21 protein-coding genes are annotated in these 25,382 nt (G+C 70.7%); 14 read left to right on the top strand and 7 right to left on the bottom strand.

Annotated features, from left to right (window positions below):
• The first annotated feature begins 71 nt into the window (after positions 1-71).
• From recG to LY41_RS04530, 5 genes are all read left to right on the top strand, one after another.
• On the top strand, positions 72-2,228 hold the full coding sequence (gene recG / locus LY41_RS04550; RefSeq protein ID WP_253862531.1) for an ATP-dependent DNA helicase RecG: 2,157 nt from the start codon (positions 72-74) through the stop codon (positions 2,226-2,228).
• Between the two features lie 116 nt (positions 2,229-2,344).
• Entirely contained in the window at positions 2,345-5,719 is a 3,375-nt protein-coding gene (locus LY41_RS04545) for a pyruvate carboxylase (RefSeq protein WP_253862530.1), read from the top strand.
• Positions 5,720-5,816: 97 nt separating this feature from the next.
• Complete coding sequence (locus LY41_RS04540; protein WP_253862529.1) at positions 5,817-6,659, top strand: arginase family protein; 843 nt, start codon at positions 5,817-5,819, stop codon at positions 6,657-6,659.
• 238 nt (positions 6,660-6,897) lie between these two features.
• Positions 6,898-8,088: a PucR family transcriptional regulator gene (locus tag LY41_RS04535; protein WP_253862528.1), complete on the top strand. Its 1,191-nt coding sequence runs from the start codon at positions 6,898-6,900 to the stop codon at positions 8,086-8,088.
• 219 nt (positions 8,089-8,307) lie between these two features.
• A complete protein-coding gene (locus LY41_RS04530) occupies positions 8,308-8,913 on the top strand; it encodes a hypothetical protein (RefSeq protein ID WP_253862527.1) in 606 nt (201 codons plus the stop codon).
• A gap of 157 nt (positions 8,914-9,070) precedes the next feature.
• On the opposite strand, the gene LY41_RS23790 is transcribed toward LY41_RS04530, so the two are convergent.
• Together LY41_RS23790 and LY41_RS04520 are read right to left on the bottom strand one after the other, a co-directional pair.
• Positions 9,071-10,183, bottom strand: a complete 1,113-nt coding sequence (locus LY41_RS23790) for a SagB/ThcOx family dehydrogenase (RefSeq protein ID WP_308292201.1) — start codon at positions 10,181-10,183, stop codon at positions 9,071-9,073.
• A gap of 243 nt (positions 10,184-10,426) precedes the next feature.
• Positions 10,427-12,562 (bottom strand): HelD family protein, encoded by a 2,136-nt coding sequence (locus LY41_RS04520; RefSeq protein ID WP_253862526.1) that lies wholly within the window; start codon positions 12,560-12,562, stop codon positions 10,427-10,429.
• Between the two features lie 254 nt (positions 12,563-12,816).
• Between LY41_RS04520 and rsmD the strand changes: the two genes are divergently transcribed.
• From rsmD to mutM, 7 genes are all read left to right on the top strand, one after another.
• Entirely contained in the window at positions 12,817-13,425 is a 609-nt protein-coding gene (rsmD, locus tag LY41_RS04515; protein ID WP_253862525.1) for a 16S rRNA (guanine(966)-N(2))-methyltransferase RsmD, read from the top strand.
• Positions 13,426-13,572: 147 nt separating this feature from the next.
• Positions 13,573-14,055 (top strand): pantetheine-phosphate adenylyltransferase, encoded by a 483-nt coding sequence (gene coaD, locus LY41_RS04510; RefSeq protein ID WP_253862524.1) that lies wholly within the window; start codon positions 13,573-13,575, stop codon positions 14,053-14,055.
• 185 nt (positions 14,056-14,240) lie between these two features.
• Positions 14,241-15,029 (top strand): SPFH domain-containing protein, encoded by a 789-nt coding sequence (locus tag LY41_RS04505; protein ID WP_253862523.1) that lies wholly within the window; start codon positions 14,241-14,243, stop codon positions 15,027-15,029.
• A gap of 285 nt (positions 15,030-15,314) precedes the next feature.
• Positions 15,315-15,953, top strand: a complete 639-nt coding sequence (locus tag LY41_RS04500) for a YceD family protein (protein WP_253862522.1) — start codon at positions 15,315-15,317, stop codon at positions 15,951-15,953.
• A gap of 88 nt (positions 15,954-16,041) precedes the next feature.
• Entirely contained in the window at positions 16,042-16,224 is a 183-nt protein-coding gene (gene rpmF / locus LY41_RS04495; RefSeq protein ID WP_253862521.1) for a 50S ribosomal protein L32, read from the top strand.
• Between the two features lie 11 nt (positions 16,225-16,235).
• Positions 16,236-16,979 (top strand): ribonuclease III, encoded by a 744-nt coding sequence (gene rnc / locus LY41_RS04490; protein ID WP_253862520.1) that lies wholly within the window; start codon positions 16,236-16,238, stop codon positions 16,977-16,979.
• A gap of 18 nt (positions 16,980-16,997) precedes the next feature.
• Positions 16,998-17,852 carry a bifunctional DNA-formamidopyrimidine glycosylase/DNA-(apurinic or apyrimidinic site) lyase gene (mutM, locus tag LY41_RS04485; protein WP_253862519.1) on the top strand — a complete coding sequence of 285 codons (855 nt, stop codon included), beginning with the start codon at positions 16,998-17,000 and terminating at the stop codon, positions 17,850-17,852.
• Between the two features lie 159 nt (positions 17,853-18,011).
• On the opposite strand, the gene LY41_RS04480 is transcribed toward mutM, so the two are convergent.
• The 3 genes from LY41_RS04480 to LY41_RS04470 form a co-directional block, all read right to left on the bottom strand.
• Positions 18,012-18,845 (bottom strand): hypothetical protein, encoded by an 834-nt coding sequence (locus LY41_RS04480; RefSeq protein ID WP_253862518.1) that lies wholly within the window; start codon positions 18,843-18,845, stop codon positions 18,012-18,014.
• Positions 18,842-19,048: a DMT family transporter gene (locus tag LY41_RS04475; protein ID WP_253862517.1), complete on the bottom strand. Its 207-nt coding sequence runs from the start codon at positions 19,046-19,048 to the stop codon at positions 18,842-18,844. The genes LY41_RS04480 and LY41_RS04475 overlap by 4 nt, the downstream gene beginning before the upstream one ends.
• 514 nt (positions 19,049-19,562) lie before the next feature.
• Entirely contained in the window at positions 19,563-20,315 is a 753-nt protein-coding gene (locus LY41_RS04470; RefSeq protein WP_253862516.1) for a hypothetical protein, read from the bottom strand.
• A 182-nt stretch (positions 20,316-20,497) separates the two neighbouring features.
• Between LY41_RS04470 and LY41_RS04465 the strand changes: the two genes are divergently transcribed.
• Positions 20,498-20,803, top strand: coding sequence for an acylphosphatase (locus LY41_RS04465; protein ID WP_308292200.1), 306 nt, complete (start codon positions 20,498-20,500; stop codon positions 20,801-20,803).
• 286 nt (positions 20,804-21,089) lie between these two features.
• Positions 21,090-24,725 (top strand): chromosome segregation protein SMC, encoded by a 3,636-nt coding sequence (smc, locus tag LY41_RS04460; protein ID WP_253862515.1) that lies wholly within the window; start codon positions 21,090-21,092, stop codon positions 24,723-24,725.
• 51 nt (positions 24,726-24,776) lie between these two features.
• Here the strand turns inward: smc and LY41_RS04455 are convergent, their stop codons facing one another.
• Together LY41_RS04455 and LY41_RS04450 are read right to left on the bottom strand one after the other, a co-directional pair.
• On the bottom strand, positions 24,777-25,115 hold the full coding sequence (locus LY41_RS04455) for a type II toxin-antitoxin system PemK/MazF family toxin (RefSeq protein ID WP_253862514.1): 339 nt from the start codon (positions 25,113-25,115) through the stop codon (positions 24,777-24,779).
• Entirely contained in the window at positions 25,112-25,342 is a 231-nt protein-coding gene (locus LY41_RS04450; RefSeq protein WP_253862513.1) for a hypothetical protein, read from the bottom strand. Before LY41_RS04450 ends, LY41_RS04455 begins: the two co-directional genes overlap by 4 nt.
• Positions 25,343-25,382 lie beyond the last annotated feature (40 nt).

The raw sequence follows: 25,382 nt of genomic DNA, 5'->3' as shown, positions 1-25,382 counted from the left end.
CGGCGGAGCGGCGGACGTGCCGCCGTGGAGTGTGGATGTGCGGGACAGGGCGAGAACGGCAGGCGAGTGACATGACGACGACGGCCGGCAGGCTTTCCGAGGTACTGGGTGCCAAGACGGCGAAGGCGCTCGCCACGTCGCTGAATCTGCACACGGTCGCGGATCTGCTGCGGCACTACCCGCGCCGGTATGCACACCGCGGCGAACTCACCGACATCGTGGGCCTGGAACTCGGCGAGTACGCCACGGTGCTGGCGCGGATCGAATCGACCAAGCGGCGTCCCATGAAGAACCGCAAGGGGCAGATTCTCGAGGTCGTGCTCACCGACGGCAGCCGCCGCATGTCGTGTGCCTTCTTCGGCCAGGAATGGCGGGAGAAGGAGCTGCGGCCCGGCAGGAGCGGGCTCTTCGCGGGCAAGGTGTCGGCTTTCCGCAGCAACCTGCAGCTGTCCAATCCGGAATACGAGCTGTTCGACGATGACGACGACAGCTCGTCCACGGTGGACAGTTTCGTGAAGCAGATCATCCCGGTGTACCCGGCGGCGGCGGGGATCACGTCGTGGGTGGTTTCGCGTGCGGTGCGGCAGGTGCTCGACACGCTCGACGCCGTCGACGACCCGCTGCCGGAGGTGATGTGCGCCGAACACGGCCTCACCGACCTCGACACCGCGCTGCGCCGGATCCACCGGCCGGAGAGCCAGGAGGAGCTCGATGCCGCGCGCGAGCGGCTCAAATGGGACGAGGCGCTGTCGATCCAGCTGATCTTCGCCCAGCGCAGGCAGATCGAGGTGAGCGATCCGGCGCGCGCCTGCCCGCAGGCAGGCGGCGGCATCGCGGCGGCGTTCGACGAGCGGCTGCCGTTCGAGCTCACCGAAGGGCAGCGTGACGTCGGCGAGGCGATCGCGGCCGACCTGGCGACCGCGCATCCGATGAACCGGTTGCTGCAGGGCGAGGTCGGCAGCGGTAAGACGATCGTGGCGTTGCGGGCGATGCTGCAGGTCGTCGACGCGGGCAGGCAGGCGGCGATGCTGGCGCCGACGGAGGTCCTGGCGGCCCAGCACGCGCGGTCGTTGCGGGAGCTGCTCGGCGACCTCGGTACGGCGGGCGAACTCGGCGCGGCCGAGTCCGCGACGAAGGTGACGCTGCTCACCGGATCGATGGGTGCGAAGGAACGCAAGCAGGCGCTGCTCGAGGCGGCCTCCGGCGAGGCGGGGATCGTCGTCGGCACGCACGCGCTGATCCAGGACCACGTGACGTTCGCCGATCTGGCGCTGGCCGTCGTGGACGAGCAGCACCGCTTCGGCGTCGAACAGCGGGACGCGCTGCGCACGCGCGGTGCCGACGGCACCAGCCCGCACGTGCTGGTCATGACGGCGACCCCGATCCCGCGCACCGTCGCGATGACGGTCTACGGCGATCTGGAGACGTCGGCGCTGCGTCAGCTGCCGTCGGGTCGGTCGCCGATCGGTACGAACGTCGTGCCGGTCGCCGAGAAGCCGTCGTGGCTGGACCGGGCGTGGCATCGGGTCGCCGAGGAGGTCGGCAAGGGCAGGCAGGCTTACGTCGTGTGCCCGCGGATCGGCGACGAACCGCCGGGTGACACCGGTGGCCGCCGCCCGCCGATCGCCGTCCTCGACCTCGTGCCGATGCTCGAACAGGGGCCGCTGCACGGACTGCGGATCGGTGTCCTGCACGGCAGGCAGCCGACCGAGGACAAGGACTCCGTCATGCGCGCGTTCGCGGCGGGGGAGGTCGACGTGCTCGTCGCGACGACGGTCGTCGAGGTCGGTGTGAACGTGCCGAACGCGACCGTCATGGTGATCATGGACGCCGAGCGGTTCGGCGTCAGTCAGCTGCACCAGTTGCGCGGGCGGGTCGGCCGGGGCGCCGAACCGGGACTGTGCCTGCTCGTGACCGAGGTGCCGGACGGCACGAGCACGCGGCAGCGGCTCGCCGCGGTGGAATCGACGATCGACGGGTTCGAGCTGTCGAAGCTGGATCTCGAACTGCGCAGGGAGGGCGACATCCTCGGCGCGGCGCAGTCCGGGACGAAGTCGGCGCTCAAGCTGCTGTCGCTGCTCGACGACGAGGACGTGATCGCGCGGGCACGCACCGTCGCGCAGCAGGTCGTCGACGCCGACCCGGAACTCGCCGGGAGCCCCGGCCTCGCCCGTATGGTCGCCGAGGTCATCGACTCCGAACGGGCCGAGTACCTGGAGAAGTCCTAGTCTCGCCCCGGGTGGTCCAGATCCCACCTTCCCGAGGCATGGGAAGGATCTCCCATAGGGCGGGAGATACGGGGTAACGTGCCACGCGACCGATCCGAGGGACGGAAGGACCGGGAATGTTCCGCAAAGTGCTCGTCGCCAATCGTGGCGAGATCGCCATCCGCGCGTTCCGCGCTGCCTACGAGCTGGGCGCGGGGACCGTGGCAGTGTTTCCCCGCGAGGACCGCAACTCGCTGCACCGACTGAAGGCCGACGAGGCGTACGAGATCGGCGAGCCGGGGCATCCGGTACGGGCGTACCTGTCCGTCGACGAGGTCGTCCGCGCGGCGCAGCGCGCCGGTGCCGACGCCGTCTACCCGGGGTACGGCTTCCTGTCCGAGAATCCCGACCTCGCGCGCGCGTGCGAGGAGGCGGGCATCACGTTCGTCGGCCCGGACGCCGAGACACTCGAGCTGACCGGCAACAAGGCGCGCGCCGTCGCGGCCGCGCGCGAGGCCGGTGTTCCCGTGCTCGGCTCCTCGGCCCCGTCCGCGGACGTCGACGAGCTGGTCACGGCTGCCGAGGGGCTGACGTTCCCGGTGTTCGTCAAGGCCGTCGCCGGCGGCGGTGGCCGCGGGATGCGGCGCGTCGAGGCGCCGGCGCAGCTGCGGGAGGCCATCGAGGCGGCGTCCCGCGAGGCGGAGTCGGCGTTCGGCGACGCGACCGTGTTCCTCGAGCAGGCGGTCGTCGAGCCGCGGCACATCGAGGTGCAGGTCCTCGCCGACGGCGGCGACGACGTCATCCATCTCTACGAGCGCGACTGTTCGGTGCAGCGCAGGCACCAGAAGGTCATCGAGCTGGCGCCCGCACCGAACCTCGATCCGGACCTGCGGGAGCGGATCTGTAGCGATGCGGTGAAGCTCGCCCGGCAGATGGGCTATCGCAACGCTGGCACCGTCGAGTTTTTGGTCGACCGCAGCGGCAACCACGTCTTCATCGAGATGAACCCGCGTATCCAGGTGGAGCACACGGTGACCGAGGAGGTCACCGACGTCGACCTGGTGCAGTCGCAGCTGCGCATCGCCGCGGGTGCGCGGCTGCCGGACCTCGGGTTGTCGCAGGAGGCGATCTACCTGCGTGGTGCGGCGATGCAGTGCCGGATCACGACGGAGGATCCGACCAATGGGTTCCGCCCGGACACCGGCATGATCAGTGCCTACCGGTCCCCGGGTGGATCGGGCATCCGCCTGGACGGCGGCACCGCGTTCTCCGGCACCGAGATCAGCGCCCACTTCGACTCGATGCTCGTGAAGCTCACGTGCCGCGGGCGGACGTTCGACACCGCGGTGGGCCGTGCCCGCCGCGCGCTCGCCGAGTTCCGGATTCGCGGCGTCGCGACGAACATCCCGTTCCTGCAGGCCGTGCTGGACGATCCGGACTTCCAGGCAGGCCGGGTCACCACCGCCTTCATCGAGGAGCGGCCGCACCTGCTCACCGCGCGCCACTCCGCCGACCGCGGCACCCGGCTGCTGACCTACCTCGCCGACGTCACGGTCAACAAGCCGCACGGTGAGCGCCCGCGGCTCGTCGACCCGGAGAGCAAGATCCCGTCCCTGCCGCAGGGCGCGCCGCCCGCGGGGTCGAAGCAGAAGCTCACCGAGCTCGGTCCCGAGGGCTTCGCGCAGTGGATGCGCACGTCCGGCACGGTCGGCGTCACCGACACGACGTTCCGCGATGCCCACCAGTCGCTGCTGGCCACGCGCGTGCGCACGAAGGACCTGACGGCGATCGCGCCGGTCGTGGCGCACACGCTGCCGCAGCTGCTGTCGGTGGAGTGCTGGGGCGGTGCGACCTACGACGTCGCGCTGCGGTTCCTCGCCGAGGACCCGTGGGAGCGCCTCGCGCTGCTGCGGGAGGCGATGCCGAACGTGTGCCTGCAGATGTTGCTGCGCGGACGCAACACCGTCGGCTACACGCCGTACCCCACCGAGGTCACCGACGCGTTCGTCGAGGAGGCCACGGAGACCGGGATCGACATCTTCCGCATCTTCGACGCACTCAACGACGTCTCGCAGATGCGGCCCGCGATCGACGCCGTGCGCGCGACCGGGAAGTCGGTCGCCGAGGTGGCGCTGTGCTACACGTCGGACCTGTCCGATCCGGGCGAGCAACTGTACACACTGGACTACTACCTGCGGCTGGCCGAACAGATCGTCGACGCGGGCGCGCACGTCCTGGCGATCAAGGACATGGCGGGCCTGTTGCGCGCACCCGCCGCCGAGAAACTGGTGACCGCGCTGCGCCGTGAGTTCGATCTGCCGGTGCACATCCACACGCACGACACCGCGGGCGGTCAGCTCGCCACGTATCTGGCGGCGATCCGCGCGGGCGCCGATGCCGTGGACGGGGCGGTCGCGTCGATGGCGGGCACGACGTCGCAGCCGTCGCTGTCGGCGATCGTCGCGGCGACCGACCACTCCGAGCGGCCGACCGGACTGGACCTGCGGGCGGTCGGTGACCTCGAGCCGTACTGGGAGACCGTGCGCAAGATCTACGCCCCGTTCGAGGCGGGCCCGGCCTCGCCGACGGGCCGGGTCTACGACCACGAGATCCCCGGCGGGCAGTTGTCCAACCTCCGCACGCAGGCCAAGGCGCTCGGACTCGGCGACCGGTTCGAAGAGGTCGAGGCGATGTACGCCGCCGCGGATCGGATGCTCGGCCACATCGTCAAGGTGACGCCGTCGTCCAAGGTCGTCGGTGACCTGGCGCTGCACCTCGTGGGCGCGGGCGTGGCACCGGCCGAGTTCGAGGCCGAACCCGGCAAGTTCGACATCCCCGATTCGGTCATCGGCTTTCTGCGTGGCGAACTCGGCGACCCGCCCGGCGGCTGGCCGGAGCCCTTCCGCACCAAGGCCCTCGAGGGCCGTGCGGAGGCCAAACCCGAGTCGACGCTGTCCGAAGAGGATCGCACGGCGCTCGGCACGGACCGGCGGGCCACGCTGAACCGGCTGCTGTTCGCCGGCCCCACGAAGGAGTTCGACACCCACCGCGAGGCGTACGGCGACACGAGCGTGCTGCCGAGCAAGGACTTCTTCTACGGCCTGCGGCCGGGGGAGGAGTACCCGGTGGACCTCGAGCCGGGCGTGCGGTTGTTCATCGGGCTCGAGGCGATCGGTGAGGCCGACGAACGCGGCATGCGCACCGTGATGTCCACACTGAACGGTCAGATGCGGCCGATCCCGGTGCGTGACCGGTCCGTGGCCACGGACGTGCCCGCCGCGGAGAAGGCCGACAAGAACGACCCGAATCACATCGCGGTGCCGTTCGCGGGCGTCGTCACGCTGCAGGTCGGCGAGGGCGATGCGATCGAGGCCGGTGACACGGTGGCGACCATCGAGGCGATGAAGATGGAGGCCACCATCACGGCACCGGCGGGTGGCACGGTGCGGCGGCTCGCCATCAACCCGGTGCAGCAGGTCGAGGGCGGAGACCTGCTGATCGTCCTCGAGTGACCGCTCGCCGGTGCGTCACCCCGAGCGCGGCGAGCGTGTCGTCGAGCGCGGTGTGACGCACCGGTGACGCCGGTCGTCGTCGAGTACCGTGCCACTGGTGGAGATTCAGGCGGTACCGCAATGGCAGGGCGCGTTCTCCGACGACGCGGCGCGACGGCTGCCCGCGGGGAGCCGCGCCCTCGCCGACTTCGCCGGTGAGGTTCTCGACGCCGAGGTGCGTGAGGTTCCCGTGTCCCCGGATGCGACGGCCACTGTGGACGGTGTCGGGCACCGGCAGGCCCTGGTGCACAACCGGGACGCCGTGCTGGCGGCACTGGGTCCCGGCGGGCCGGTGCTGACCGTCGGCGGTGATTGCGGCGTCGATCTGGTCCCGGTCGGGTTCGCGCGCCGGCGCCACGGGCCGGAGCTGACCGTCGCGTGGTTCGACGCGCACGCGGACTGCAACACCACGGCGAGCACCCCGTCGGGGGCGTTCCACGGCATGGTGCTGAGTGCCCTGTGCGGCCGATCCGGCAGCGGCGCGGCGGCCGGCGTCGTCGATCGGGACTTCGACGCCAGTCCGGCACTCGAGCGCGGGCGTGCGGTGCTCGTCGGCACGCGGGTGTTCGACCCGGAGGAACGCCGTGCCGTGTCCGACGGGCTGGTGCGGCACGTTCCGCCGCCTGCCGACCCGGCCGCGGTACGCGACGCCGTGGCGGGAGGGCCGGTATACCTCCATGTCGACCTGGACGTCCTCGACCCGGCCGCATTCGACGGCACGCACTACCGCGAACCGGGCGGGCTCACCGTCGACGGGCTCGTCGCGGCCATCGACGCCGCCTCGCAGGGTCGTGTCGTCGGCGCCTCGCTGACCGAGTGCGCCACCACCGACCCGGCGTCGTTGCAGCGGCTCGGGCCGGTCGTCGAAGCACTCGGAAGGGCCCTCGAGTCCGGCCGCTGACGCGGAATGCGGATCGCGGCGTGACGGGGAGGCCGGCCGGATCCTCCGGTCGTACTGGGCCGCCCGGGTGAGCGTCGGGGTTCCTCCGGTGCTACCGGTCTTCCGCCTCGCCGGTTCGTGTGGTGTGCTCGCTCCCGCCCTCCGATGACCGTGGGGAAGGGAGTTGTCGCCGCCCGTGTGCGCTCACCGTGCAGGAGAAGCGTCGGAGCCGGGTCTGTTGCGGGGGCTCGGCGGGATCATGCGACCCGAGCTGGAGGACGTCGCGGGCGAGATCATCGCGGAGATCCGTGCGGCGATCCCCGAGTATCAGGGTTCGTTCGACGGCCCCTACGGCCGGTGGATGACCGACGGCGTGCGGCACGCGATCGCGCTGTTCGTCGACCGGCTCGGGGAGCCGGCCGCGGCGTCTGCCCCCACGGCCTCGCCCGAGTCCGCCCCGCGGGACGGGCACGAGGTGCACCGCCGGATCGGCAGGCAGGAACTGCACGAGGGACGCAGTCTCGACACGTTGCAGCATGCCTATCGCATCGGCGTGCGGGTGGCGTGGCGGCGGATCATGCGCCTGGGCAGGCGCAGTGGCTTCTCCTCGGCCGTCATGTCGCAGCTGGCCGACCGGATGCTGGCGCTGATGGACGAACTGTCGTCGGTGGCACTCGACGGTTACCGCGAGGCGAAATCGGAGCCGGCCGATCCGGTGATGGCGGCGCGGCGCAGACTGGTCCGGTTGCTGGCCGGTGGGCGCTCGGTCGCCCGCGCCGACGTGGAGGACCTGGCCCGGCTCGCCCGCTGGCCGGTGCCCGAGACCGTGACCGCGATCGCGTTGTCGCCTCCGGTGTGGCCGTCGCCGGACGAGATCCCCGGCGAGATGCTGGCCGACCTGACCGGTACGAGCCCGTTCCTGCTCGCACCCGCCGCGGTGACGACCGAGGAGGCCGCCCGGCTGCAGTCGTCGTTGGTCTGCGGTGCCGTGGCGATCGGAGTACCGGTGGATCCGTTCGCCGCGGCGGACTCGCTGCGGCTCGCGCGGCGCGCCCTGGCCCTCGCGGGCGACGGTGCGGTACCGGCCGAGGACCTCGTCGTCTGGGCCGAGGACTGGTTGCCGGAACTGCTGCTGCGGACCACCGATGCCGTCACCTCCCAGCTGCGCCGACGGTTGTTCGAACCACTGTCGGCGCTCACCGAACGGCAACGGGTCCGCACGATCGAGACGCTGCGGGCCTGGCTCGAGGAACAGGGCAACGCCCACGCAGTGGCGCAGCGGCTGGGCCTGCACCCGCAGACCGTCCGGTACCGCATGCGGCGGATCGAGGACGCGTTCGGCGAACGACTCCGCGACCCCAGGGCGCGGTTCGAGCTCGAGCTGGCGGTGTACAGCCTCGGCGACGGCGATCGCACCGGAGGCAACGGCGGCGCCGGATTCGTCGGGTGATGACAACGGGAACCGGAAAAGTTGTGTCCCCGGTGAGCGCTGAGCGCGGCGGGGCATGAATGTCTTGTTCCGCCCGATCCGACCGGCTTAGCGTCGCATGCGGCGATCCGGCGCGCCGGGGCATCGCCACGAGATCGGCCGGTCTTGCACGAGTTGTCGCAGCAAGAGTCTTCGCCCAACGAAGGATGGAGTTCGATGCGTACACGTATGCCGGGTCTGATGAGTGGTCTAGCCCTGTCGGCGGCCGTCGCCCTCGCGGCGGCGCCTGCCGCGTCCGCGGCACAGGACATCACCGTCACCAACCCGAACGCCGATGGAACGGTGGCCGCCACCGCCTCCGACGTCACGTTCGCCGACAGCGACACGGATACCGAGGTCACCTGTACGTCGGCGAGTGCCGACGGAGCGATTCCGAGCGGTACCCACACCACTCCCGCGGCCATCGGCGACCTGTCGGTGGGCTTCGAGAACTGCACCGGCCCGCTCGGAGACGTGTCGCTGACCCCGAACGACCAGCCGTACCAGCTGCACATCGGCGCTTTCGACAGTGGGACCGGCGTGTCGACCGGCTGGATCGGCGAGGTCAACGTCAGCGTCTCGACGTCCACGTGCAGTTTCGAGGCGGTCGGCAACGCGCCGGGCCGCTACGACAACAGCACCGGCCAGCTCACCCTGACCCCGGACGTCGCGTTGCCCGACGGTGTCGCGCCGCTCGAGGCGACGAACGTCAGCTGGTGCGTCGGGATGGTCAACGAGGGTGACGCGCTGACCATCGACGCGGTCTACGACATCACCGACCCGGCCACGCCGATCACCATCGGCTGATCCGCTCCCGGTGAGGACGCCCCGAGGCCACGCCGGTTGCAGCTGTCGAGCATCGCCGCGCGGAGCGTGACCGCTCGGGCGGGTGATGGGAGACGGGGCGTGGCCCCCGGGGCGTCTCGCCCGCGCGGCGGCGCGGGCGGGACGACGGCCGCAGGCGCTATTCCGGTGGATGGCCGACCGGAATGAGCATCGTCGGGATCTCGGATTCGGGGACTCCGAGCAGCTGGGACAGGTTGGCGTCGTCGAAATCGGACACCGCGCAGCAGGCCAGGCCCAGTGCGGTCGCGATGAGGTACACGTTCTGCACCGCGATGCCGGAGTCGACGTGCATCGTCCGGTAGTGCCGCAACGGTTTGCGCTCGTACGCGACGTCCATCTGCGTGGTCAGTGCCATCGTGACCGGCGCCGCGGCGAATTCCGGCTGCCAGTACACCTGCTGGAGTGACCGCACCGGATCGGCCGTGGTGAGCCGGACGAGCTCGTGCGCCATGGCCTCGTAGCGGTACACGCCCGGCTCGAGGGCGTCGGTGCCGCGGATCAGGACGTAGGCCCGCAACAGGTCCAGTCCGTCGCCGCTCGGCGCCATTCCCATCGGGTGGTGCTCGGACCCGTAGGCCGGTTCGAACCGCTGCACGCCGAGCGCGAACCGCAGCAGCCCGCTCAGCGCCGCGAGGTCCAGACCGCGGTGGGCGAACACGTCCCAGGAGCGGCGCTTGACGAGCGTCTTGACCAGGTCGGTACGCGGCGGCTCGACGTCCGGCAGCGGAATCCGGCGCAGTGCGGGCAGCGGATCGGGCGAGGGTGGCGTCTGTCCGTTGAGCAGGCGGTGTACGGCGAGTGCGCGCTGGACCGTGTCGCGCACGGTCGTGTCGGTGTGGACCCGGTCGCCGGTCGACTCCGGTTCGGCGGGTTCCGGCTCCGCAGGGGTGGCGGCGCTGTCGGAGACGGCGGTGCCGTCCGGGGTGACAGCGCCGTCGGGGAATGCGGCGCCGTCGGGGAATGCGGCGCCGTCGGGGAATCCGCCGCTCCCGGGGAATGCGGGGCCGTCGGGGAACGCGCCGCTGTCCGGCGCAGGCGGGACGTCGTCGGGATCGGGGAGGGCGTGCCGGCCGCTCGTGCCGGTGTGCCGGGCGGCCGCAGGGTCGGGCGCGTCGGACGGCAGCTGCTGTTGCCGGTGCCGTGGGGCGGCGCCGGTCAACCACTCGTCATCATCGATCGCGCGGTGGCGATCGTAATCCGAACCCCAATCGCGGCCCAGTGGCTCACCCATTGGCACCTCCCCATTACGCCTGGTCACGTCGAGCGCACACCAAACCGCATCGTAACCGGTTCGGGTTACACATCGCGCCGAGTGATCGAGGACACAAGTTCGTGGGGGCATGCCCGGCCGGCGTGGTCGTGGTCCGCGGTGGTGATGATCACCTCGGCGCGCGTGCGGGCGACAGGGCAGGGTCGCGGGAACGGCGCAGCGACGTCGCCGCGGCGGAGCCGCCGGCCACGGCGAATCCGGTCCTCAGCGCCAGTCGTCGTCGGAGGCGATGATCGTCAGCTGCTGTGTCGCCCGGGTGAGGGCCACGTACAACACCCGCCTGCCGGTGAGTGATTCGGCGATCAGCTCGGTCGGCTCCACGAGCGCCACCGCGTCGTATTCGAGGCCCTTCGAATCGAGGCTGCCGACGACCTTGAGCCGGTCCTCCGACTGCCCGGCCAGCCAGCGCTCCACCTCGGGCACGCGGTCCATCGCGCAGATGACGCCGACCGTCCCGTCGACGGCGTCCAGCAGCTCCTTCACCGACGCGTGCACCACGGTTTCGCGGTCGTGGGCCTCGACCGCGCGGATCTCCGGTTCCAGACCGGTCGTGCGCACCGCGTTCGGCAGATCGCCGTCGTCGGCGCCCCGCCCCGAGACCACCCGGGCCGCCAGGTCGAAGATCTCCGCCGAGTTCCGGTAGTTCGTGCGCAGCGTGTACCGGCGGTGCTTCGTCTTCGCCCCGAACGCCTGGCCGCGTGCCTGCTCGGCCTCGTCGGGATCCGGCCACGAGCTCTGCACCGGATCGCCCACGATCGTCCAGCTCGCCTGCGCCCCGCGCCTGCCGAGCATCCGCCACTGCATCGGTGACAGGTCCTGCGACTCGTCGACGACGATGTGCGAGTACTCGTCGTAGTGCGCGGGCCGCGTACTACGCGTCCGGGCCGGATCGTCCGAATCACGCGTCTGCTCGGCGTCCAGCTCGATGTCTTGTGCGCGCTGTTTCCTGCGCTTCGGCGGCGGACCGATCAGCACGCGGATCTCGTCGAGCAGTGCCACGTCCGCCACGGTCCAGTCGTCCCCGTCACCGCGCAGCGAGTCCGCCAGCAGCGCGACCTCGTCGCCCGTGAGGACGTTCTTCGCCGCACGCGCCAGCCGGTCGTCATCGCCCAGCCGGCGCAATACCTGCGCCGGGTACAGCACCGGCCACCACGTCACGAGGAACCGGTGGAACTCGATCCGCTCGCCGACGTCGCGGATCACGTCGGCGCGGTCGAGCTGCGGCCCGCCCGCGGTCGTGTTCTCCTCGGCCTTGTCGGCCAGCATCCCCAGTAGCGTCTCCGCCGCCCGCACCCGCGACCGGTTCGGCGGTCCGCCCGCCGAATGCACCTTCTTGCGCGCCTTGTCCAGCTCCTTGGCTCCGAGCTTGAGGACCTCGCCCTTGTAGACGATGCGCAGCTCGTCCGGCGCCTCCGGCACCGCGTCGCGGACGGCCTTCTGCAGGACCTTCCGCATCCGCAGCGACCCCTTGACCGCAGCCAGGGGAGCGGGATCGTGCCGGGTCGCCTCCAGTCCGTCCAGGACCTCGCCCAGTGCCCGCAGCTCGACGTTCGTCTCGCCCATCGACGGCAGTACCCGTGAGATGTAGGACGTGAACACCCCGGACGGGCCGACCACGAGCACGCCCGCCCCGCCCAGCTGCTTGCGGTAGCGGTACAGCAGATACGCCGCGCGGTGCAGTGCCACGGCCGTCTTCCCGGTGCCGGGGCCGCCGGTGATCTCCGTGACGCCGCGCCACGGCGCACGGATCACCTCGTCCTGTTCCTTCTGGATGGTGGCGACGATGTCGCGCATCTTCTCGCCGCGTGCCCTGCCGAGGGCCGCCATCAGCGCACCCTCACCGACCACCGGCATGTCGTCGGGTACCGACCCGGGCATCAGCACGTCGTCGTCGACATCCAGCACCTGCTGCCCGGAGCAGCGGATCACCCGCCGCCGTACGACGTCCATCGGGGCCTCGGCCGTGGCCTGGTAGAACGCGGCCGCCGCGGGCGCACGCCAGTCGGTGACGAGGTTCTCGAAATCGGCGTCGCGGATGCCGAGCCTGCCCACGTACACGGGTTCGGAACCGGTGTGGTCCAGCTTGCCGAACACCAGGCCTTCGTACTCGGCGTCGAGCGACTGCAGGGTCTGGTTCGCGTGGAACACCATCATGTCCCGCTCGAACAGCATCGACGCCTGCTCGAACACGGCTTCACGCTGTGCACCGTGGCCGATTTCGTAGCCCTTCGCGCGCATGTCCTCGGCCTGGCTCCGGAGTTCACCGAGCCGGCGGTACACCCGGTCCACGTGGGACTGTTCGATCGCGATCTCGGCCCGTCTGACCCGAGGTTCCGCCACTGACGCGCTCCTGCCGCCAAATCGCCGGGAAGGGGAAGAACGACAATACGCGAGTCCGGAGCCGGGCAGCACAAGGTCCGGTCGAGAGTCACACTCGCCACCCTTGCCGGGCCTGCGAGCCGTTCGGGGACGGACCGGTGGCGCCCGGCCGGGTGGCACCCCGGCGGACACGCTTCGCGTGACTGTCTAGGGCCCGCCCGTCTCCCGCCACCGCCCAACCGGACACGCTTCGCGTGACTGTTTAGGATCGGGGTGTGACCAGGATCGTGGCCGGGCGAGCGGGTGGACGCACCCTGCGGGTACCGCCGCGTACGACGCGGCCGACGTCCGAACGGGTGCGTGAAGCCCTGTTCAACTCCCTCGAAACCGCCGGTGACCTCGACGAGGCGCGCGTGCTCGACCTCTACGCCGGCTCCGGCGCGCTCGGGCTCGAAGCGCTCTCGCGCGGTGCCGCCGACGCGCTGTTCGTCGAGTCGGACCGCCGTGCCGCCGAGGTGCTGCGCGCCAACCTCGCCGCCGTCGGACTCGGCGGACGTGTCCGCCATGCCGCGGTCGAGGCGGTCGTCGCCGAGCGCGGCCGCGAACCGTTCGACGTCGTGCTGGTCGATCCGCCGTATGCGCTGGCCGGTACTGCGCTCGCCGGCGTACTGACCGGCCTCGTCGGCGGTGGCTGGCTGGCGGACCGGGCGCTCGTCGTCGTGGAACGGGCGGTGCGGGACGGCGCTCCCGACTGGCCGGCGGGCCTCGCACCGCTGCGTACCAAACGCTATGGCGGAGCCGCGCTGTTCCGGGCGGAGGCCGACGCCGACACCCCCGACGCCGACACCGAGGCGGCCGAGCGCACGGTGGGCGACGGCGACTGACGCCCCGCACCGTGCGGTGATACCGGCACCCCGGCAGACGGAGATCGGCCACATCCTCGCCCGGTGCGGGTGGGGGATTGCTACCGTCCGCCCGTCCTTCGATCATGCGAGCAGCGGTGCTCGGCATCGCGGTTAGGGTTCTGTGCCATGCGACGAGCGGTATGTCCCGGTTCCTACGATCCGGCGACCAACGGGCACCTGGACGTGATCGAACGGGCGGCGAACCTGTTCGACGAGGTCGTCGTCGCGGTGCTGGTCAACAAGAGCAAACAGGGCATGTTCACGATCTCCGAGCGCATGCAACTGCTGCAGGACGCGACGGCGCAGCTCCCCAACGTGCGGGTCGACTCCTGGCACGGTCTGCTCACGGACTACTGCAAGGAGCAGGGCATCCAGTCGATCGTCAAGGGCCTGCGCTCGGTCAGCGACTTCGACTACGAACTGCAGATGGCCCAGATGAACCGGGAGATCTCCGGTGTCGAAACCCTGCTGATGTCGAACAACCCGTCGTACAGCTTCCTGTCCAGCTCCCTGGTCAAGGAGGTCGCGACCTACGGCGGGGACGTGACGGACATGGTGCCGCCGGTGGTGCACGAACGTCTCCTCGCCCGGCTCGCCGAACGCGACTGACGTCTCCGGCCCCTCATTTTTTGCCCCGAAGGGCACCTTGGGGGCGTTGAGTGCCCCGAAGGTGCCCTTCGGGGCAGCGAACCCGGGCGGGGTCTGACACGCCCGGGCCGCGCCCGGTCACCGAAAACCGGCGCCCGGACCGGCACACTGGGCAGCAGGCCACGATCAAGTTTCAGGGAGTTGCCGTGTACCGGGTGTTCGAGGCGCTCGACGAGCTCGTCACGATCGTCGAAGAGGCGCGGGGTGTGCCGATGACCTCGAGCTGTGTGGTGCCACGAGGGGATGCGCTCGAGCTGCTCGACGACATCCGCGAGGCGCTGCCCACCGAGGTCGACGACGCGCAGGACGTGCTCGACAAGCGCGACGAGGTCGTGCAGACCGCGCGCAGCGAGGCCGAATCGACGGTCTCGAACGCCAACGAGCAGGCCGAACGCACCGTGTCCGAGGCGACCGCGGAGGCGGAGCGCCTCGTCTCCGAGGCGCGCGCCAAGGCCGAACAGCTCGTCGCCGACGCGCAGTCCGAGGCCGAGCGCACCGTCTCGGCAGGTCAGGCCGAGTACCACGACCTGACCGAGCGCGCGCGGACCGAATCCGAGCGGATGGTCCAGGCGGGCAGGGACGCCTACGACCGCTCCGTCGAGGAGGGCCGCACCGAACAGGCCCGGCTCGTCGCACAGACCGAGGTCGTCCAGGCCGCCCACGGCGAGGCCTCCCGCATCGTCGACGAGGCCCACGGCGAGGCCGACAAACAGCGGAGCGACTGCGACGCCTACGTCGACAACAAGCTCGCCGAGTTCTCCGAGCTGTTGTCCACGACGCTGCGCACCGTCGACTCCGGCCGCAACCACCTCCGCGGCGGCGGCTCGTACAGCGGTTCGGGCAGTTCCGGTGGTTCCGGCTACAACGGGTCGGGCTCCGGTGCCTACGCCCCGGGTGCCGGCGGTCGCGGCTTCTACGACTTCCAGTCCCACTGAAACAAGGGCGCACGTTCGCCCCGGACGCGCGGCCGCTCGACAACGGCCGTGCAACGGGTGACTGCGCAGTGGGTGACTACGCGACGCGTGTGCTCGACGGGTGGCTGCTGACACGCGGCCCCGTCGACTCTGTCCTGTTGACGTCCCGTCGGCTCTGCCCCGGGTCCGGGCGCCGGACGGCCGCGCGGAACGGATTCGCCCTGCTCGCGTAGGCTGGATTGATGCGCCTCGCGCCCGCCGTGATCGCCCGTACGGCCGTCCGAAACCCTCGAACCGAGAAATCCGATGTCTGACGAACGTTCCCCGAATCCGAGCTCCGAGCGCGCCGACCACCGCAGCCCGTGGGTGATCGACACGCACGAGCTGGGCCGCCGTCCCGGCGCCAGCCGGCCGGTGCAGCGGGACATTCCCGTCACCGAGCCGCTGGGCGTGCCCGACGTGGTCACCGTGCCCTCCGGCGCCGCGATCGCTGTCGACCTGCTCCTGGAGTCGGTCGTCGAAGGCGTGCTGGTCACCGGCACGGCGAGCGCCTCGACCACCGGCCAGTGCTCGCGGTGTCTCGACCCGATCACCGGCGACGTGGCGATCGACGTCACGGAGCTGTTCGCCTATCCCGATTCGACGACCGACGAGACCGCCGACGAGGACGAGGTCAGCCGGGTCGTCGACGACCGTGTCGACCTGGAACCGGTGATCAGGGACCAGCTCGTGCTCGCGCTTCCGCTGGTGCCGCTGTGCAGCGACGACTGCGCCGGACTGTGCGCCGGATGCGGCGTGAAGTGGGCCGATCTCGAGTCCGGACACGGACATGAGACGATAGATCCTCGGTGGGCCGCGCTCGTCGACCGACTGCAGGACATGGAGGACGTCTCCGACGCCCCGAGTGACCGTGCAGATGAAGGAGCCGACGACTCGGACCGGTGACACCGCACGGCGGTGCCGCACCCCACCCCGGAGTTTCGAGCAAACAGCTCGCGCGATCGCGGGCAGATTTTGATGAGGAGAATCAGCCGTGGCTGTCCCCAAGCGGAAGATGTCGCGCTCCAACACCCGCGCCCGCCGTTCGCAGTGGAAGGCGAAGCCGGTGCACGTCGTGGAGTGCTCCAACCGCGCCTGCAAGGCCAAGAAGCCGCAGCACGTCGCCTGCCCCGAGTGCGGTCAGTACGCCGGCCGGCAGGTCGTCGAGCCGGCCTGAGGTTCCGCGAGATGGGGGGTAAGGCACCGGCAGGCCCGGCTACGGATCCCGCACCGCTGCTCGAAGCGCTCGGTGTCGACTTCGACAGCGAACTGCTGACACTGGCTCTGACGCACCGCTCGTACGCGTACGAGAACGGTGGCCTGTTGCCGAACGAGCGACTCGAGTTTCTCGGCGATGCGGTGCTGGGCCTGGTGGTGACCGATCACCTGTATCGCAAGCATCCCGACCTTCCGGAAGGGCAGCTGGCGAAACTGCGTGCCAGCGTCGTCAACATGCACGCGCTCGCGGGCGTGTCCCGCGGTCTCGGTGACGGCGGCCTCGGCACGTACCTGCTCCTCGGTAAAGGGGAGGAGCTGACGGGCGGTCGCGACAAGGCGAGCATCCTGGCCGACGGGCTCGAGGCCGTCATCGGTGCGACCTACATCGCGCACGGCATCGAGACCGCGCGGGAGCTCGTCCACCGCCTGTTCGGGCAGCTGCTCGAGGAGGCGCCGCTGCGCGGAGCCGGCCTGGACTGGAAGACCAGTCTGCAGGAGCTGACCGCGTCGGCGGGGCTCGGCGTGCCCGAGTACAAGGTCGAGGACACCGGGCCCGACCACCGCAAGGAGTTCACGGCCACGGTGTACGTCGGTGGCCGCGATCTCGGCAGCGGCAGCGGGACGACGAAGAAGGAAGGCGAGCAGAAGGCCGCCGAAACGGCGTGGCGTGCGCTGTCCGCGGAGCTCGACGCCGAGGACGAGGCGTCCTCCTGATCCTGCTCGGAGCAGCGCGTGCCTGAACTTCCCGAGGTCGAGGTCGTGCGTGCCGGTCTCGAACGGCACGTCGCAGGCCGCGTGATCACGTCGGTCGACGTGCTGCACCCGCGGGCGATCCGCAGGCACGTGCCGGGCGCCGAGGACTTCGCGGGCAGGCTCACGGGCATGAAGATCGCCGCGGCCCGCAGGCGCGGCAAATATCTGTGGCTGGACCTCGCCGACGGTGAGGCGATGCTCGCCCACCTGGGCATGAGCGGCCAACTACTCGTCCAGCCCGCGTCGGCACCCGACGAGAAGCACCTGCGCGTGCGCATCCGTTTCGCCGACGACGGTCCCGAACTGCGGTTCGTCGACCAGCGTACGTTCGGCGGGCTCGCACTCGACGACCTCGCCGACGTCGACGGCACCCTCGTGCCCTCGAGCGTCGCCCACATCGGCCGCGATCCGATGGACCCGCGGTTCGACCTCGCCGCCGCGGTCGCGTCCCTGCGCGGCAAGCGCACCGAGATCAAACGGGCGCTGCTCGACCAGACGCTCGTGTCGGGCATCGGCAACATCTACGCAGACGAGGCGCTGTGGCGGGCGCGCCTGCACGGCGCTCGCCCCGCCGGACGGCTCACCCGCGCGCAGGGCGAACTGGTTCTCACCGCTGCCAGCGAGGTCATGACCGACGCGCTCGACGCGGGCGGTACCTCGTTCGACGCGCTCTACGTCAACGTCAACGGCGCGTCCGGTTATTTCGCGCGGAGCTTGAGTGTCTATGGGCTTGAGGGTCACCCGTGCAAGAGGTGCGGAACACCGATCGGACGCGAACGATTCACGAACCGCTCGAGCTATTTTTGCCCGTCCTGTCAGCGAAAACCGAGGTAATCGGGCACCTGTCCTGCTCCTGCGGGCGATCTCCGTATCGCGATTCCGGAATCTCGTCCTGGACGCCCTCTACGTCAACGTAGAGTCCGGCGGCACTGGACGTTGCGGCGCACGAGCTTGCTGACGGATCCATCGCGACCTCGACCGGTGGCATGCTGTTCAGCCCGAGTCGGTGTCACCGCTGAGTCCGTGCCGGTGACGTGGACTCCTCACCTTCGCCGCGGCGATGACCAGCGCTGATCCCTGCCCTCCGGACGCCGGGATATCCGTGATGCCGGAGAGCGCGAACGCGTAGGCGGCCACCGCGAGCAGGTGTCCGGCGACACCGAGGGCTGCGCCGACGGCTCCACCGAGCGCTGCTGGTTCCGTGTCGGAGTGGTCGGGGCGCGGATTGTCGAGTGCCGACAGACTCTCGGCCGGTGCAGCCGGCACCGCCGACACCGCCGGCGCACTTGCTCGGGCCGCCGGAAACAGGGAGGCAGCGGCGAACACGGCACCGGCCACCGCCACACCCGTAATACCGAAGCGGTCGGCCATAGTGAGGCCGATGGGCGCTCCGAGTGCGCCGCCGGCTGCTGCTCCGAAGCCGTAGAGCCCGAGGGAGCGTCCGACCTGCTGCGGCGGGACCGCTTCCTTCGCCCAAGCGGTGCTGGTGACGACGAACGCGCCGAACCCGAGCGCGAGGAGCGATTGGCCGGCCCAGTGACCGGCCCACGGCAGGACCGCGCTTCCAGCGCACATCAACGCTACGGAGGCGATCACGGTACGGCGTCTGTGCCGGGCCCAGCGGCGTGCGATCAGGATGACCGGCTGGACGGCGATGACGAGGACCATCGCCGCCGCAACCCGCGTCCCCGGACCGGGTGCCGCGGCGGCGAACGCCACCGGGGCTGATGCGTAGAAGACGTAGAACGCGGCGAAGCCCCCGCCCGCGGTCACTGCGATGCTGCGGGCGGGGTCCTGCGACGCGGTGGTCAACAACGCGTACCTCATGACGACTCCTGCGTGCGGTGCGAGTCGAGCCGGGGGTTGTCGGCGAGCTTGAGCCAGATGACTCCCGCGGTGATCACCGCCAGCCAGAACTCCGTCACCGGAGTGGGTGTCTCGCCGAAGAAGACGGGTCCGAGAGGTGCTGCGCCGACGGCTCCGATTCCGGCCCGGACGTAGTCGACGGACACGTCGATCTTGGTCGACACGGCGGACCATCCTCCCTGGTTGCATGCGTGTACATGCACATAAATGGATACAAGAGAAGCGCTCTCGGCGGGCCGTATAGGTCACGGCTCGACGAGAGCGCCCACTGCCGTCAGCGCCGCGGTGATGGAGTAGGGATCAAGGTGGGGGAAGTGCTTCGCAGGCTCGCTCAATAGGTCTTGCACCCGGGCTTCGTACGGCTCGCGCAGCTCTCGCAGCAGCGTCTCGCCGGGCTCGTCATGTCAGGAGTGCGTTCTCCCGGGTGGGTCCCATCAACGATCCATCCTGTGCCGACACGGGCGCGCTGAACGGCAACACGAACGCGCGTGCCCTGGCACGCACCATGTCGATCATTTGCCGCGGCGGGGACGTGGACAGTGTCCGCTTGATCGGTGGAGCCGGACTCCGCGTGAACGGCACGAACCGTCCCGGTCGGACCGGTCGTCCTACTTCTGCCCGCACTGCCGGCGCAGACCCCGCCGGAGCCCCGCCTCGCGCTGAGCGTGCGCCGAGGCGCTACCGGCTCGAGGTGCTCGAGCCGTCCGTGGTGGTGGTTTCGTCGCCGCCGCTGCCGTCGTCGCCGTCGCCGCTGCCGTCGTCGCCGCCGCTGCCGTCGCCATCGCCGCCGTCGCCGTCGCCGCTGCCGTCGCCGTCGCCGTCGCCGCTGCCGTCGCCGTCGCCGCTGCCGTCGCCGTCGCCGTCGCCGCTGCCGTCGCCGTCGCCGCCGCCGTCGCCGCTGCCGTCGTCGCCGCCGCTGCCGTCGCCGTCGCCGCCGTCGCCGCCGTCGCCGTCGCCGCTGCCGTCGTCGCCGCTGCCGCCATCACTGCCGTCGCCGCCGTCGGAAGGGTCGTCGGTGCCGGGATCGTCGGACTGGTCGTCCTTGGCCGACGACGGTGGCCGCTGGTAGTCGGTCGTCGTGACGACGGTGGTGGGCGTGCCGTCGGGGCCGATGCTGATCGTCGTGCTGGTGCCCGAGGCCGACGTCGACGTCTCGACGGGTACGGGCTTGCCGTCGACCATCTCGGTCGTCGCGCCGGGCGCGGGTTGGTCGAGTTCGGTCGTGTCGCCGTCGTTGCCCGCGTTCTCGATCCGGGAGGTCTCGTCGCCGTCCGCGGCGGCCCGGTCCTCGCCGCCGGTCGTGACCTGGGCGAGTGCGCCGAAGGCTGTCGCCAGCACGAGGCCGCTCGCGGCCAGTGCGAGGTATCCGGTGCGCTGCCAGCGTCCGGACGGCTCACGCGGGGGTGCGACTTCGCCGTTCGAGGGGGCCATGCGGTTTCCTCCGACTCAGACAACCGACTCAGACAACCCGGATGGTCAGGCAACCCGGATGGACAACGGCGGCACGCTACCACTGTCGGGTAGTGGGCCGGAGCACACAGGTGGGCGGACGGGTACGTGGCCGGGAAACGGGTGGGCGGGGCCCGCGACGACCGAGCACCCATCATGGGCGAGTGGGTGAACGAAACGACACCGCGGGCAGAAATGACACCGTGCGTATGACCGCGTGGGTACACGGAGCGGTCCAGGGCGTGGGATTCCGGTGGTGGACCCGCAGCCGGGCGCTCGAACTCGAGCTGGTGGGCAGTGCGACCAACCTGTCCGACGGCCGGGTGCAGGTGGTCGCGGAAGGCCCGCGTGAGCGGTGCGAACTGTTGCTCGGCGCACTGCGCACCGGGCGGACGCCCGGCCGGGTGGATCATGTCGCGGAGCTGTGGGCCGAGCCGAAAGGCGGCCTGGCGGGATTCGTCGAGCGCTGAGCGGCCGGGTGTCCCTAGGCGGCGCCGTCACGGTGGCGGACCCTGCGTGGGTGGGCGGACCCTGCGTGGGTGGGCGGAGCCGGCGTGACGCCCGTGGCCACGGGGACGACAGTGCCGGATGTGGTGAGCGGGGCGAAAAGCGGCAGGTGAGACGGTCGGGAGTCGTGGTCATCGGCACGGAGTGGGGTGCGGCCGCGCCGGGACGTCGTCCGACGGTGTGCGAAAGCGCCCGGGTAGCATTCACCGATCGGAGATCGCCCGGATGTGAGCGAAAGGTCGACGCTGCGTGTATCTCAAGAACTTGACGCTCAAAGGCTTCAAGTCGTTCGCGTCGGCGACCACGCTGCGGTTCGAACCCGGCATCACGTGCGTGGTCGGTCCGAACGGCTCCGGCAAGTCGAACGTCCTCGACGCGCTGCGCTGGGTCATGGGTACCCAGGGTGCGAAGGACCTGCGTGGCGGCAAGATGGAGGACGTCATCTTCGCCGGCACGTCGGGGCGCGCGCCGCTCGGCCGCGCCGAGGTGACCCTCACGATCGACAACGCCGACGGTGCGCTGCCGATCGAGTACTCCGAGGTCTCGATCACGCGGCGGATGTTCCGCGACGGGGCCAGCGAGTACGAGATCAACGGCAGCGGCTGCCGCCTGCTCGACATCCAGGAGCTGCTGTCGGACTCCGGGATCGGCCGCGAAATGCACGTCATCGTCGGCCAGGGGCAGCTGTCGGAGATCCTGCAGGCCAAGCCCGAGGAACGCCGGGCGTTCATCGAAGAGGCCGCGGGGGTGCTCAAGCATCGCAAGCGCAAGGAAAAGGCCGTGCGCAAGCTCAACGGGATGCAGGGCAACCTGGACCGGCTCAACGACCTCACGACGGAGCTGCGTAAGCAGCTGAAACCGCTCGGCAAACAGGCGGAGATCGCGCGCAAGGCGCAGACCGTCCAGTCGGAGCTGCGCGATGCGAGACTGCGCCTCCACGCCGACGATCTGGTGACCCAGCGCGAGACCATCGCCAAGGAGGAGGCCGACGAGAACGCCGCCCGCGCGCGCAGGGCCGAGGTGGAGCAGGCGCTCGAGGTGGTCAGCTCCGAGCAGGCCGACTTGGAGCGTTCGCTCGCCGAGGACGCGCCGATGCTGCAGGCGGCGCAGGACACCTGGTACAAGCTCTCGTCGTTGGCCGAACGGCTGCGCGGCACGGTGCGGCTGGCCGTGGAGCGGCAGCGGCACCTGTCGGAGGAGATCGACACCGGCGGCACCGGCCGTGACCCGGAGGAGTTGCTCGCGGAGGCCGAGGAAGCGGCCGCACGCGAGGAGGAGCTGAACGAGGGGGTCACCGAGGCCCGCGCCGTGTTGTCCGAGACGACCGAGCGCCGTGAACACCTGGAACGCGTGGTGGCCGAGGCCGAGCGTGCCCACATGGCCGCGGTGCGTGCCGTCGCCGACCGCCGTGAGGGCATCGCGAAGCTGTCCGGCCAGGTCGAGGCGCTGCGCAGCAAGAACAACGCCACGGCCGAGGAGGTCGAACGGCTCACGACCGGGCTCGAGGAGGCCGAGGCCCGTGCGGAGACCGCCGCCGAGGAGCTGGAGGCGGCCCGCGCCGAGGGCGGGGCCTCCGAATCCGACGACGCCGGGCTGCAGGAACGGCACGAGCGCGCCGTCGAGGCCGTCGACGGCGCCAAGCAGCGGGTCGACGAGCTGGTCAAGGCCGAGCGCAGCGCCGAGCGGGACATCGCGTCGGAGAAGGCCAGGGTCGACGCGCTGTCGATGGGCCTGAGCCGCAAGGACGGTGCAGGCGCGCTGCTCGGCGCCACCGACGAACTGCCCGGCCTGCTGGGGTCGGTCGCCGCGCTGCTGACCGTCGAATCCGGATTCGAGGTCGCGCTGGCCGCGGCGCTCGGTCCGGTTGCCGACGCGGTCGCTGTGTCGGCGGGTCAGGACGCACTGCCGGCCCTGCGTTACCTCAAGGACAACGAATCCGGCCGCGCGGGCCTGCTGCTCGGTGGCGCGAACGGTTCCGTGGACACGTCGTCGTGGCCCGCGTTGCCCGGTGGCGCACGGTGGGCACGCGAGGTCGTCACGGCGCCGGACGCGCTGCGGGCAGCCGTCGAGCGGGCCCTGGACCGGGTGGCCGTGGTCGATCACCTGGACGACGCGCGTGAGCTCGCCACTGCCGAACCCGGCGTCACCGCCGTCACGCGGGAGGGCGACGTGCTCGGCGAGCACTGGGCCGTGGGCGGATCGGCCAAGGACGAGAGCGTCATCGAGGTGCAGGCCGCCGTCGACGAGGCGCAGGACCGGCTGGCGGCCGCGGAACGTGCCCTGGAGCGGGCGTCCGCGGAGCTGGAGGGTGCACGCGCCGATCAGGACGACCGTCAGGCCGAGGTCACCGCGGCGAAGGAGGCACTCAACGAGGCGAAGGTCCGCAAGGCGCGTTCCACCGAGCGGCTCAGCAGCCTGGAGCAGAACGCGCGGTCGGCCGAGTCCGAGGTCGAGCGGCTGCGGAACCAGCGCGCGAAGGTGGAGCAGAGCCGCGAGGACGTGCTCACGCAGCTCGCCGAACTCGAGGACCGCCTGGCTGCGGTGTCGGACCAGCCCGTCGAGGAGGACCCGGACACCTCCGAACGCGACGAGGCCGCCGAATCGCTCACCGCGGTGCGGCAGGAAGAGGTCGACGCGCGGCTGGCGTTGCGGACCGCCGAGGAACGGGCCCGGAGCATCGCGGGCAAGTCCGATGCGCTGGTGCGGGAGGCCGAGGCCGAGCGGCAGGCCCGCGAGCGCGCCGAGCAGGCCCGCATCGCCCGCGAGCGCGGCGCGTCGATCGCCGAGGCGGTCGTCGGCGGCGGCGAGGTGGCGCTCGACCGCATCGAGGCGTCGTTGCAGCGTGCGGCTGCGGAGCGGGACGCCGTGAAGGCCCGCAGGGAGCAGCGGGAGACAGCGCTGACGCAGGTGCGCGGCAAGGTCAAGGAACTGACCGGCGAGCTGGAGAAGCTCACCGACGCCGTGCACCGGGACGAGATGGCACGTGCCGAGCAGCGGCTCCGCCTTGAGCAGCTGGAAACGAAGATCACCGAGGAATTCGGCATCGGGCTGGAGGACCTCGTCACCGAGTACGGGCCGCACGTCGACGTGCCGCCCGGAGCGGGCGAACTCGCCGAGTACGAGGCGGCGAAGGAGCGCGGGGAGTCGGTCGCCGAGCCGCAGCCGATCCCGTACGACCGGCCGACGCAGGAGCGCCGCGCCAAGCGTGCCGAGAAGGACCTCGCCCAGCTCGGCAAGGTCAATCCGCTCGCCCTCGAGGAGTTCGCCGCGCTGGAGGAACGCTACAAATTCCTGTCGACCCAGCTCGAGGACCTCAAGGACACCCGCAAGGGTCTGCTGCAGGTGATCCAGGAGGTCGACGACAAGATCCTCGAGGTGTTCACGAGTGCCTACGAGGACGTCGCGCGGGAGTTCGAGACCGTGTTCTCCGTACTGTTCCCCGGGGGCGAGGGGCGCATGGTGCTCACCGATCCGAACGACATGCTGGCCACCGGCGTCGACGTCGAGGCCCGCCCGCCCGGCAAGAAGGTCAAGCGGCTCTCGCTGCTGTCCGGTGGTGAGAAGTCGCTGGTCGCGGTCGGGATGCTGGTGGCGATCTTCCGTGCCCGGCCCTCGCCGTTCTACGTGCTGGACGAGGTCGAGGCCGCGCTGGACGACACGAACATGCGCAGGCTGATCGGTCTGCTGGAGCAGCTGCGCGACAGCTCCCAGCTCATCGTCATCACGCACCAGAAGGCGACGATGGAGATCGGCGACGCGCTGTACGGCGTGAGCATGCAGGGCGACGGCATCACCAAGGTGATCTCGCAGCGCATGCGTGCCGACACGGGCGAACCGGAACCGGACTCGTCGGACCGCGACCGGTCCGAGCCCATCGAGGCCTGAGAAGGCCGGCCGGCGATCACGTGTCGGCCGGGTCGGCGCCGGCCGATTCGGTCAGGGTGAGTGGATCATTTTCGCGACGATGTTGCACACGTCTGCGAGCACGTCGGGTGCAGGGTCCAACTCGGGGGCGTGTCGGCGGAACCGTCGCGTGTCCACCGTCCGTGGCTGATCGCAGACGGCCCAGCTGTTCGGGGCAACTTCGGGGCGGAACCGGAATGGTTTCTGCTGCGAGGTCAGCGGTACGACGACGGCCACCCGGCCGTTCCACAGCGCGAGGTGCTCGGGGGACGAGATCACGAGTGCGGGCCGGTCTCCTCGTTGTTCGTGCCCGACAGTCGGGTCGAGCTGCACGAACCACACCTGGCCGGTCCTGACGTTCGGCGCGGTCATGTGTCGGACGGGTCGGCGTCGGTCCAGGCGTTGAGCTCGTCGAGTTCGGCGTCCTCGTCGCTCGGGTTCTCGGTGAAGTACCGGCGCGTTTCGGCGATGGCAGCGTTCCACCAGTGCTCATCGATCAGTCGCCGGATCGTCTCATCGGCCGACTTGGCCCCGAGCTCGTCGGCCAGTCCGTTGATCTGCTCACGGGTTTGTTCGCTCACACGCATCGTCACGGCCATACCGAAAGTGTACGCACCCATAGATGATTCCGTATACGCC

This window comes from Prauserella halophila, from assembly GCF_024171895.1.
Taxonomy (GTDB): domain Bacteria; phylum Actinomycetota; class Actinomycetes; order Mycobacteriales; family Pseudonocardiaceae; genus Prauserella; species Prauserella halophila.
Note: the sequence above shows the minus strand (reverse complement) of the source record. Positions and strands in the feature narration are given on the sequence as shown.